Below are 12,363 nucleotides of genomic sequence, written 5' to 3' on the forward strand. Positions count from 1 at the left end.
CTGCCCTAACGGTTACGGGAAACCGCACACCAGCAGTCATGTCTGCCAATGTACCTGTTTTACCTGTTAGCGTACCGGGAGCGGCAGTTTCGCCTGGCAAAAGTAGTTGTAATTTAGTGAAAGCACCTGTAACTTCAGATAAAGGCGCAACCACTGCATTATTTGCAAAACCAGCAATTGCTCCATTAGTACCACCAAAAGTAGTACTACGCCTTAAAGATGCAACCGCAGTTTCTCTTGCTGTAGTGGTAGATTGAACTTCGATTCCCGAAACAGAGATATAATTATTATCAGCATTTGTACCTACAACGGTATAGGTAATAGTAATTACATTACTTTGTACCACCATTGAAGCGGCTGTAATGTTGGTGCCGCCAAAATTTAAACTACCAACGCCAGCATTCATTTGCCAATAGGAATGCGATGGCACGATGTATATCTTTCTATCAACACCGGCAGAAAATTGTCCGGCTGCTTGATCCTCGATGGTAAATGTTCCTATGTTGGTATACCCATTTGAAGAACCTCCCACTGCCTTATCAACAGAAATGTTTTGGCCTAAGGATGCCTGTGTAATTGACACCTGTGCAAACAGCGAAGAGGCACTGGCAAGCACCATTAATGACAATAAAAGAAATTTAATTCTGGTAAAAATTTTCATAGGCCTTTCTAATGTTTTTTCTTTTGCTAAAACAAGCTATTATTCTGTAAACCAAACAATTTCGCTAAAGTCGAAAAATTTAGGCATTTATACAATACCTAAAAACTATTAATTTCAACTTTTCGCACCCACAACATTTCCGATTATTTTTTGAATAGTTTTGCGCTAGCAATATTTTTTTTACTAGCGGCATCGATGAGCGATACAAAGTAAGCGCCTGACGAAGTTGCCGGAAAACTGGCGCTATATCCATTTAACAGTTCGTTTTTCCCTACTTCTTTATGGAATATATTTTTTCCTGTAAGGTCTGAAATTTTAACAATGAAACGATTAGAAGCATTGGCTCCGCTATACTTCAGCGTAAAGTTTGATTCTACAATGGTAGGGTAAACCAGCAACTCATTAGAAGCTTTTACGTTTAAGCCGTACTTTACAGTTACCGGTTGAGGATAAGGCGTCGATTTACCGTCCTTATCAACTTGAACCAAGCTGTAATAATTATTACCGTTTAAAGGCGCTTTGTCTAAAATACGATAAGCGCCACTTTTATTAGCCTCTACTATTCCAATACTGGCATATTCTTGCTTATCTCCCCCTCTAAATACTTCAAAATAACTATTGTTCTCTTCTAAAGAAGTCGTCCATTTCAATAAAACTCCTTCATTATTTCGACTACCCGTAAATTCGGACACATTTACAGGAAGAGTGGTTACTGGATTGAACAAAATTTCAAATCTATTACTTCCATAGCTAGCAGCTACAGTTTTATCAATAGCAAAAGAATAGATAGTGTTTTCTGCTTCCAGATTTGTGATTGTATTTAAGTATTTATCATTTAGCTTTGCTTCGTAACCAAAAGGGATATCTTCTGATGTGCACATCAATTTGTATGCTCCGCTATTATCTGCTTTTACATCTAATTTGATAGAAGAAATTACTGAAACATGGGGCATATAGTTGATGGCCATTAATCTTCCTTCTTGCGATAAACTAGACAAGAACACCGTTTCACCGTTCATTTTAGTCACATCATTACCAGAAACAGTAGCCAATTCATTATTTTTCAGTACTACTAGCGTTTCGTCACTGTTTTCAGTGCCCTCTCTTAATAGCTTAATTCGGATTTTTGAAGGCTGGCTTAAGGTACTATTACTATAAACATTACCAGAAGTAGCTACCCCTAACTTGCCTAAATTAGTCACGATACTTTTTTCTTCTTTTACGGGAGCAGTCATCACAACATTGTACAATGCCGCAGCTTGACTTGTGTTACTTAATTTTGCTGCTTCGGTAAAAGTTACCACACCCGGACCACCATCGGTAGTTTGTACAAAAAATGCTTGTCCAGGCCCAAGGTATTTAGAGCCTCCGTTAATTTCAAATTCACCATTATAAGTAGAGTACTGTCTATTACTTGGATTCCACACCCTTATTATCGAACTTACATTACTCGATTTGGAAACGCTATTCCAATCTATAGTGGCAGCATAGGGGTTACCCACCAAATTAGCTCCGGTTAATGGAACGGTTACGTTCTGCTGATTTAGCACTCCCTCAAAAGTCATCACAATTGATTCGGCATCTACAAAAGGTGGTGTAACTTTAGCTGTAATATTATTTCTATTTCCACAGAAAAAAAGATACGCCCCATAGCCCACATTAATGGAAGTGTTAATATTTTCAATTTCCTTAAAACCTTTGTTATAGGTCCATGCAGTAGCTGGGTTTGTTGGCGTTACATCAAAACCATTGCTTGCCCCTCCTTTACCACCTATAATCATATCATCTATAAACTGCGTAAAACTATAAGTTCTATTACCAGCTACATCTTGGCTCGTAAAATTGGCAGAATTATCATAAATTGGAGATGAAAGCATCCTGTAGGTACGCCACGTGTTTTTACCACCACCTTGAATATATTTCTCTACAACAACCTTACCTTGAACCGATGAGTTACTTGGAATTACAGCAACCGAAGCCGAGCCTAATGCACTGGCTTTTAAGGTGAGGTTATTGGATGTTTGCAATATTGTATTTGCATCCAAGGTTAAGTATTTACCTACGGCAAGTGCAAACTTACCTGTAGCAGAAAGGGTTTTTGTGCTTCCAGAGAACAAAACATTGCCAAACAGCACACCATTATTTGGGTTTATACTTTTATCGGTTATTGATTGTGCTTTAGTTCCAGTAAACTTTAGGGTTATGTTTTCGGAAAGCAAATCGATGTTGCCACCTGAAGTTAACCAACTTCCTTCGATTTCTAAGCTACCACTACCCAAAATTGCCGAGGCTCTTTCGTTGCTAAAAGAGGTAGTTATTGTTAATTTTTTACCACTGGCTATGTTTATTGATGGGTTTACTCCGTTACTTCCTCCTATTAATAACGAGCCTATTTTAACATCAGCCAAAATGGTTGGGCTTTTGGCAAAACCAGTTCTTACGCCAATTCTTACCAAATCAGTTACACCTGGTAATGTAGTTGGTTGGTTGTTATCAGGATGTTTCCAGTTTGACAGTGTAGTCCATGTTGCATCTGTGCCTACCCAATCGTAAATTTTAGCAGCAGCGGCTGGTACCGTAGATGTATTGCCCTGAACCACGCCTGTTTGGTTAACATAATCCACTCCTGTGGTGTAATTACCTATCCGAGCCAGTTTTTTAATGGCAAAGGTTCCTTTGTTAGATGCATCTAATTTAATATCAGCTTTAAAAAACAGGGAACCTGCATCTACAAGAGATCCCTCTGGGGTTCCAACGGATTGAAATATTTGAGTTGCAAAATCGTTTGCTTGTAAAGTTCTGTTGCCAATTGTAGGAGCAAAAGATCCGTTTGTTTGGTTTTTATCGATTAGTATATCATCCGAATTACCGAAGTAATCGTCTGTTGAGCGATACAATCTTGGATTTTCAATTATCTCTGCAAAGCTATATTGCCCAATAGATTGTTCAATATCAAGCTGAAGCTGATAAACTTCATCAAACAAACCTCTAGTTCTAAATTTAAGCGCATAAATTACTGCATCTTTTTGTCCATTATAAAGAGGGTTCGAAAAACCATTAGCGGGGTCGTTAATAGCAGTTATTTCTAACTTTCTTGAATACATTTTAAATTCATCAAACTTAAATCTTCCTGCGGTAGTTGACGATAGTTGTAAGCCTGAATAGTTGTAGTTTGTATATTTATTAAAGTCTCCGCTATTAGATTGCATTCTTAAGGTAGTTGCTTCGCGTTTCGAAATAGTATATGGGTCAATAAAAACTCTAAATGTATTTCCATTAAGATTAACTCTCTGTATGCGTACAGCATAGGTAATATTATTTCCGCCTAGCTGAGCTAAATCATAAGAAATAACAGACCTAACGTCATATTGTCCATTTCTCACAAAAATATGAATTACAGTGCCCACCTGGGTTAAAAAATACCCTCTCATATCTGTTAAATCAGTGTTACTAGCATAAAGCCAATACCTCCAAGCATTTTCATTATCATCTATTGTTTTAGAATCGTCAGTATTACCTCCTGAGTTTCTATATATAAATGTCCATTCCCAACCGTTTTTCTCCACATCAGTATTCATGCTTAAACCGTTATCAACAAATGAAAACTTATAAGCAGCCGCCTTACCATTGCCCATACTCGACAAAGAATGCGTACCTACCAGAGGCGAATTAGTAGAAAGTTGTAAAGAGGCATTGGTGCTAGTTTGTGTAATTGCGGCACCCATTTGCCCAGTATCAAAATTATTGTAATAATAATTTTGTGCATTTACCAATGGTATGCTAAACATTAAAAAAGATAAGAAAGCGATAATAAAGAAAAATTTGTTTGGGTTTCTCATTATGCGCATGAAAAGGCAAAACAAAGACCACAACTAACAAAAACACGCTACATCTCTTAAAAATTAATTTTTTCAAGGTAAAAGCAAAAAACCACCCCTAAAAAGCAGGAAAAATATTGCCCAAAAAGCGCAACACCTTACCCAGTTTTTCTGCAAGAACAGGAGTTCGCTATACCTCCACTCCAGCGTGCGATTTTCATGTGTTGGCGTCTTACCCAGCGACGTAGCACCGACGGTACACCGACGATAGACCGACGGTAAACCAGTACCCCCAAAACGTCAACATGCGACAAAACCGACAGATAAGGCAAAATAAGTACAAAAGCGACAAAACCTGTTCTTTTACACCAAACTTTATCCACTTCAGCACAAGCCTTGCGTATTTGGCTTTGAGAAGAGAAGACTTGCGCTTATTAACTCGCTTAATTAATGTGAGTTTTGGATGTTTTACACTGTAAATCAAAAACTTAAAGCTATGTTTATTAAAAAAACGATTAGATAGATCCTTAAAAGCTAGTCCCGAATTAATTTCGGGAGACGAAACGCTAATTTACCGTCACCCTGAATTTATTTCAGAGTCTGTTTAGCTAAACTAAGACCCCAAACTAACGTTAATTAAACATAAACATCGCCTTTGATTTCCCACTATCGGGGGGCAAATAACGCCTAGCTATGCAATTTTTTATGTGCTGTGCCCCCGCCAACGCTTAACTTAATGACATTGCCCTCAAACACCCCCTCTTCAATTGCTTTAATCGCTAAAAAATATTGACACCAGCTGTCCAACCAATCCAGCCTTTATAACCGTTAATATTTTTACTATTGGCAGGTTCAATTTGGGTTTTGTAACCTTTAGCCGAAATATAATTAGCAGGAGCCTCCGTAACGTAATAATTGAGCACAGGCCCAGCAAAAACACTCCAACCTTTTACTATTCGTATTTGAAAATTTAATTGAAATTTATTGAGGATATTGGCGTAGTCCCACCTACCCAAATGCAGTTGTTGTGCTGTTAGTTCCGTAGAAAAAGAAAGTCTGCTACCAGCAAAAAAATCATGTCCAAAGCCAAACCCGAAAGTGGTTATATTTTCATCTTTAACAAAGTTTTTGCCCACTAAAAAGATGGTATAAAGATTGGCGTTACCACTTTTAAAAGCAACATTGGCATTGATTAAATCATTTGAAGACAGGCTCAGTTTATGATAACCATGCCTTACTACATTAATTAAACCTAAACTTACCCCCGAAGAAGTGTCGGCAATGTTGACCAGCCCCAACTGAAAACCTTTGTTATGTTTGGCATAGTTGAAAATCCCTGAGAGCTGCATCCCTTTCATCTCTTGCAATGCCATGTTACCAAAGGCAGAAAGTTGAAATCCTTGAGTTTCTTTGCGAACTACATTTGTAAAACCTGTGAGCTGCGTGCCATGAAAATCATCAGCTACCAAATTGCCTACGGCCGAAATTTGTACGCCCTCTGTTAAGCCTTTTACATAGTTAGCTGTAGCCACTTGAACACCATTCACGTTTCCCCGTACATGATTATAAACTCCCGCCACCTGAACGCCGTTGGCATTTTGCGCCACCATATTTACCACTCCGGCTATTTGTGCGCCTGTAGTGCTGCCACCGGTAACATTTAAAATACCAGCCATTTGAAGGTACCTTACATCGGCCTTGTTGAGGTTAAACATTCCTGCTATTTCGGCACCATCTACACCAGCGGTATAACCACCCATTAAATTAAGCGAAAACTTGTTCACTACGCTTCCGCTCATGCTACCGTGCGAACTTAAGCCAGGTATTATCGATGCCTGTACCGGCATATTCGCTAAAAAATTAGGAATATTCATATTTTGCACACGCTGTTTTGAAGAGGTTAACCACCTACCAATTCTAAAATTATCAAGCAGATTAGACATGAATGTGCCTTTTTCTTTATCTGGGTCATCGTAACCTTTGGGCTTGACATCAATACTAGACAAAAATACAATAGAGGTATCGCGGTAGGTTTCTTTGCTTGCCGTTAAAATAATTGCCGAATGCGCTCCTTTAAATTTAAGACTAAAAAAGCCTTCATCGTCGGTTAGGGTAGCCTGCAACAACCGTTTCTCGTAAACACTGGCATTTTTCACTTTCTTGCCCGTTTGCGCATCAACTACCCTGCCTGTAATGGCGTATAGGTTTTCGGCAGTAACAATACTTTCTGCCTCGATAGCAAAATGGTTTACCGCATATCTTAAAATGATATATTCATTGTTTTCCTTATAATCTACTTTGCCATCAAAAAGCTGTTCTAGCACTTCTCGTACCGGCTTATTACGAACGTTAAGGCTTACAATACTGTCTTGAGCAAACAACGCTCCGTTATAGGTAAAATAAAATCCGCCAGCCTTGCCTATTTTCTGTAGCACACTACTAATCTTGTGCGATTTTAAATCGAGCGTTACCCGTTTAGCTAAATTACTTTGATTGTAATTAATAACGGTTTGCGCAGCACAACAAAAGCTCACAAAAAAGAGGACGATAAGTAGTTTGGTTTTCATTTCTACTTCTTAGACAGCAAAATTCCGTCTTGGTTACGCTGCTTTTTCAAATCAAGTGTTTCGCAAATAGTTTCTAGGTTTTTTTCTAGGGAATATTTGAATGGCAATGTGGTAGATATTTTATCGTTTCTTACAGATTCGCTTAAGGATATTTTTTCGCCATAGGCCTCGCTAAGAATGGCTACCAACCTAGCTAACGAGGTATTGTTAGCCACAAACAACGCTGTACGGTAGTAGTTATAAAGCTCATCTTCCGTTTGTTTTTTTACCGCAATGCCCTTACCCTCTTCCAAAAGCACGCTTTCTCCTTTGGTTAATCTTAATTCTTTGCTACCTGTAGGCTGTCCTTGCGCTGTTATTTTAACCGTACCGCTCTCTACAATCACTTCCACACTTTCTTTATTTTTCTTGATGTTGAAAGAGGTGCCCACCACTTCTACCTTCACCTCGTCAATATCAATTACAAAGGGATGCGAACGGTTGTGCGCCACATCAAAGAAAACTTCACCACTTTTAATTTTCACCTTACGATTGGTTTTAAAATCTGCAGCATAGCTGATGTTGGTATTTTTGTTGAGCACTAATTGACTACCATCGGGCAGTTCTTTATTGACCACCAAATGAGTACTGGCAAGATTGGTATAGCCCCCTACAAATTGCTGATAGGCCGCCCAAGCACCGAAACAAATTACAAAAACCGCAGCTGCTTGCCACCAAAGAGGCTTTGTTTTTATTTTTTTAACCACTGGTTGTACAAGTTGCCTTTCGTTAAGACGTTGCTTAAATTTTTGCCAGGCTAGTTCTTCGTCTGCCTCCGAACTTTCTGCTAGCGTAGCGCTTTCATTCCAAATACGCTCAAACTGATAGTAATACTTTTGATTTTCGGCACTGGCCCCAATCCATTTCTGTACTTGTGCTGTTTCTTCTGCCGTGGTTTCGTTAAGCAGAAATTTGATCAATAACTCGTCATTCATACTGCTTTTGTTTAATTCAAATATTCGTTATGGTTGGCTAAACCCAACAAAATCAACACTAAAAAATCCGATAGTTTTAAACGCAGAATTTTTAAAGCCTTCCCCATTTGGTTTTCTACCGTTTTCACCGAAATATTTAGGCGTTCTGCTATTTCTCTATATTTCAACTCTTCGAAACGGCTTAGTTGAAATATAATACGACATTGTTCTGGCAGTGCATTTAAGGCAAACTGAAGCTCTTTTTGTAATTCGGAGAGTTCAGCTTTGTGAGATGCCGCTTGGTAATGGGTATTCATAGTATGTACCGTAAAGTCTTGGTACTTTTGTTTTACCTGCTCGTGTTTTAAGAGGTTAAGGCTATCGTGATATACACATTTATAAAGGTATGCCTTTATAGAGCTCTGCACCTCTAATAGATCTCTTTTTTCCCAAAGCTTTAAAAACATAGACTGTACCACCTCTTCGGCAGTAGCTACATCTTTCAGCAGCATATTGGCATAGGCATGTAGCGCCTTATAATGCATTTTAAAAAGTTGCTCAAAGGCAACATCGTTATAGGTTTGCAAAGCGATATTCACATTAACGTTATTCAAATATATTGGTTTGATTTCAGCTACACAATCAACCATTTAACAATAAATCAATTCTTTTCAACATCTCCGCACCATTCTCACTATCAAGGGTAAACAAATCAATGTAGTGCACCTTTGGAAAATAAAAACTACCGCCATCTACCTTTACAAAAACACGTTTCAAAAGCAGGTTTTTGCCATCTTCCTTAATGTATAAGCGATAATGTTGGTCGGCTGACGATTTTTGAAGGTACATGGGTAGTTTTGGGTAAGCTACCAGTCGAACTTCAAATACTTCATTTTCTAATTGCTTGCATTGTACACCGTAAGCAAACTGCCTACCCACAGCAGAGAGCTCCTTTACTTGGCCATTTTCCTCATACCTAATCCACCAGGCCGTAACCGGATATTTTGCATTTAGCATCCCATCTTTAGCCAAATTTAATTGATAAACCACGGTATTTGAATCAGGCCTACGCTGTAAAAAGAACAGCATATTTTCAGATTTCGGCACTGGCAATAAAGGCTGTGCCGATAACAGTTGCCCCAACATTATCAAGAGCAACCCTAAAACCGCTATTTTCAAGATAAATACTACGCTAGATTTCTCCTTCTTATTGCGCTTAACAGCTGCTTTATAGCGATAAACTTTTGCTGGACTAGCGAAGAGAAAAAATAGAATCTCCCTTAAACCATCGCTCTGTTTAATATCTTTAACTATGGCCCTATACTCATGAAAATTAAGCACCAACGGATTTTCTTTATTGTCTAGCGGAGCAGTTAAACCATATTTTGGTTTCTCTTCCTCATACTGGAAACTCCCGAAAATATGATCCCAAATCATTAGTGTCGCCCCAAAATTCTTATCGATATATTTTTCTTGGCTACCATGGTGCACACGATGGTTTGATGGTGTGCCGAAATATTTTTCTATAAAAGGATGTAACTTATCAATGGTTTCGGTGTGCACCCAAAATTGATAAAGCGTACTCATCTGACTGGCCACCAAGAAAACAAGGGGATGAAATCCGCAGAGGGCTACCGGAAAAAAGAATACGATTTTGATGTGTTGTACCCAACTTTGCCTAAAGGCAACCGTTAAGTTATAGTGCTCTGCCGAATGATGTACTACATGCGAAGCCCAAAAGAAGCGATTAAAATGCGAAATACGATGCGACCAATAGCTACAAAAATCGTAGATGACAAAACACGGGATAAGGCTCCACCAACTAAAAACGATACGCCAAGGCAACAAGTTATAGCACCAAACAGCAACCAACAAAAGACTCGACTTTAACAAGAGGTTTACTAAAAGATTACCCAGACCAACCCATAATGAACCTTTTAGTTCTTGGTACGTATAGTCTTGGTGCTTCATAATTTTAGACAAAACAAACTCCAGAATTGTAAGTACTGCTACAAAGGGCAAGGCATAGGTAATTAAGTTGGGTGTGTTACTTTGCAATAGATATAGCTCTCCCGGAGCAAGCTTTTCGGCACCAAAGTTGGCACCTAAAGCTTGCCAAAATGATTGACCCGCCATTATTGTTTTATTTTAAGTTTAAAACTTGATTAGCTTTCCCGAGCCGCTAATATCTTGCTGAATTGTTGGACTGCCTTTGTAATAAACCTTACCACTACCGCTTATTTTTACTTTTAATTTTTCTTGCACCTGAATTTTAAGCACGCCGCTTCCAGAAATATCTGCTACCGCATTTTTGGCCATCATGTTCTCGAGTTTAACTTCTGCAGAACCTGAAATATCGACTTTTATATTGTCTGTCAGCATTTCATTGTCTAACTCCACTTTTCCAGAACCACTGATATCAATATCAAAATTGGTTACCCATGGGAAATCGCCTTTCATTTCTACTCGGGTACTCCCGCTTAAATAGATTTTTCTAATCATTGGCATAGTAAGTATTACCTCAATATCATCCCTATTTACATTTGCAGTCTCAAAACCAATATGCAGAGTATTGTTAACTATTCTGGTGTTATAATAAGGAATAATATTACTAGACCCCTTAACTACAATATTGTAATCTGTACCGTAAATTATCTTCACGGGCGTAGCGCCGGTAGAGCTTACCGCATTAAATTGACCTAAATTTCTAGTTTCTGAAATGATATTTCCATTTGCAGTTAAACGATCTTTTTTACAAGCGGAAAAATTGATGATGGCGATTAAGCCTAAAATAATGATGATAAAATGTTTCATGACGTGTGTTTATGATGATGATGTATATAAAACTTTGATTAAAAAACGATTTGCAAGCCAGCTTGGTAGCCAACATGTAGCGACTGTCTAAAGTCCGACCAGTTGTTTTGCCAAGTATGTATAACCAGCTTCTCATTTTCTGGATGCAGGGCAAAACCTTCTACGGTATTGGTAGAAACGAAGTTGATGGAAGGCCCGCCAAAAATCTCTAACCAAGGCACTACTTTAAAAGCCGGCAAAAATCTCAATGTACCTTTAAAATACTCTCCAGCTTCGAAACTTTCTAAAATAGTCTGTGTCAATTCCATGTTTAACCTAAAATATTTAGTCTGGAAGAAATGCCCCCCTAAACCCGCTTCAAAAGCATAAACTTCATCTTTATTTTTGATGTTGTAACCTGCTCCAATAATCCCGTAAAGATGTTTGCCTCCAGACCTAAACGTTAACATAGACGTTTGGCTTTCATCTATTGTTACAGCAATGCTTTTTTCTCCATTTTTAATGATATTGATAATACCGATAGGGCAATCGCTACTATCTGCGATGTTAATAAAGCCTGCTATTTGTGTACCCTTTACTTTTTTGGCCACGTTAATAAAACCCGAAAACTGACTTCCTTTTACTTCTTTTGCTACATTGATAAAACCGGCAAATTGAGATTGGCTGACATTCTGAGCTGTATTTGAAAACCCAGCAAGTTGTGTTCCCTTTAGGTTTTTGGCTACATTGGCAAAACCAGCCAACTGTACGCCTTGCATGTCTCCGCCAGCTAGGTTTAAGAAACCCGAGAATTGTGCGCCCTTTACGGTACCTGCCGCTAAATTGGCAAAGCCTGCAAATTGCGAACCTTGGGCAGTACGATAAGTGTTTAAAAAACCTGCAAATAAGGCCCCGTTAGATTTTCTGCCAACATGGTTAGAAAAACCTGCAAAGAGAACTCCCTTAGCTTCGTTACGAACAACGTTAGACAAGCCTGCAAACGCACTTCCTTTTTCTACCGAAGAAATACCCACTAACAGGTGAACCGAAAAATTATTGGTATCTAAAGGAGCGTGTGTACCGTTGGTACTTAGCGGATAAATTAATCCTAAATGTGTTTTTACCGTTTTACTTTCCTGAGCCTTTACGGATAAAGCCGAGCTTAGCGCTACAAGGCCTAAAAAAGCTATTTTTGTAAATTGGAGACTTTGTTTTTTGTGGTATAAATAGTTCATTTTGTGTCTTATTTAAAAATGAGACAACATGAAATGAACACACCCCTACGGCCCACATCAAAAAACATTCAACTAACTGAAAATCAACAACAAAAAAAACTAAACCACTATAAACTGAAAGTCCATAGGTTTAATCAACGAATGAATTTCGTTTATAAAAGCCACAGATGCGCAGATGACAAACATCAAAAAGTTTTTTTTCTAATCTGTGCATCTGTGGCGATATTTAAAATTTGCAGGAACTGATAAACTGTTTAAAAATGATAACCCGTAGTGCATTATTGCTTTAATTAGTTATCCTCTCCCTTACCCCTCCAAAGGGGGACACATGGCGTA

At 38.4% G+C, this 12,363-nt stretch carries 8 protein-coding genes; all 8 read right to left on the reverse strand.

Going from position 1 to position 12,363, the window contains the following annotated elements; genetic code table 11:
* Nucleotides 1–661 (reverse strand): hypothetical protein (locus B3I52_RS04770; RefSeq protein ID WP_293299306.1); only part of this gene is annotated, 661 nt, incomplete at its 3' end.
* Between the two features lie 143 nt (nt 662–804).
* Nucleotides 805–4,500: a hypothetical protein gene (locus tag B3I52_RS04775; RefSeq protein WP_293299307.1), complete on the reverse strand. Its 3,696-nt coding sequence runs from the start codon at nt 4,498–4,500 to the stop codon at nt 805–807.
* 758 nt (nt 4,501–5,258) lie between these two features.
* Nucleotides 5,259–7,046, reverse strand: a complete 1,788-nt coding sequence (locus B3I52_RS04780) for an STN and carboxypeptidase regulatory-like domain-containing protein (RefSeq protein ID WP_293299308.1) — start codon at nt 7,044–7,046, stop codon at nt 5,259–5,261.
* Nucleotides 7,047–7,048: 2 nt separating this feature from the next.
* Nucleotides 7,049–8,020, reverse strand: coding sequence for a FecR family protein (locus B3I52_RS04785; RefSeq protein ID WP_293299309.1), 972 nt, complete (start codon nt 8,018–8,020; stop codon nt 7,049–7,051).
* Between the two features lie 11 nt (nt 8,021–8,031).
* Nucleotides 8,032–8,613, reverse strand: a complete 582-nt coding sequence (locus B3I52_RS04790; RefSeq protein WP_349678671.1) for an RNA polymerase sigma-70 factor — start codon at nt 8,611–8,613, stop codon at nt 8,032–8,034.
* Between the two features lie 28 nt (nt 8,614–8,641).
* Entirely contained in the window at nt 8,642–10,135 is a 1,494-nt protein-coding gene (locus tag B3I52_RS04795; RefSeq protein ID WP_293299310.1) for a DUF4833 domain-containing protein, read from the reverse strand.
* 18 nt (nt 10,136–10,153) lie between these two features.
* Complete coding sequence (locus B3I52_RS04800) at nt 10,154–10,813, reverse strand: head GIN domain-containing protein (RefSeq protein WP_293299311.1); 660 nt, start codon at nt 10,811–10,813, stop codon at nt 10,154–10,156.
* 38 nt (nt 10,814–10,851) lie between these two features.
* Complete coding sequence (locus tag B3I52_RS04805; protein WP_293299312.1) at nt 10,852–12,027, reverse strand: hypothetical protein; 1,176 nt, start codon at nt 12,025–12,027, stop codon at nt 10,852–10,854.
* Between the last annotated feature and the right edge of the window lie 336 nt (nt 12,028–12,363).

Origin of the sequence: Pedobacter sp. UBA4863, from assembly GCF_002399615.1 — a bacterium.
GTDB lineage: Bacteria > Bacteroidota > Bacteroidia > Sphingobacteriales > Sphingobacteriaceae > Pedobacter.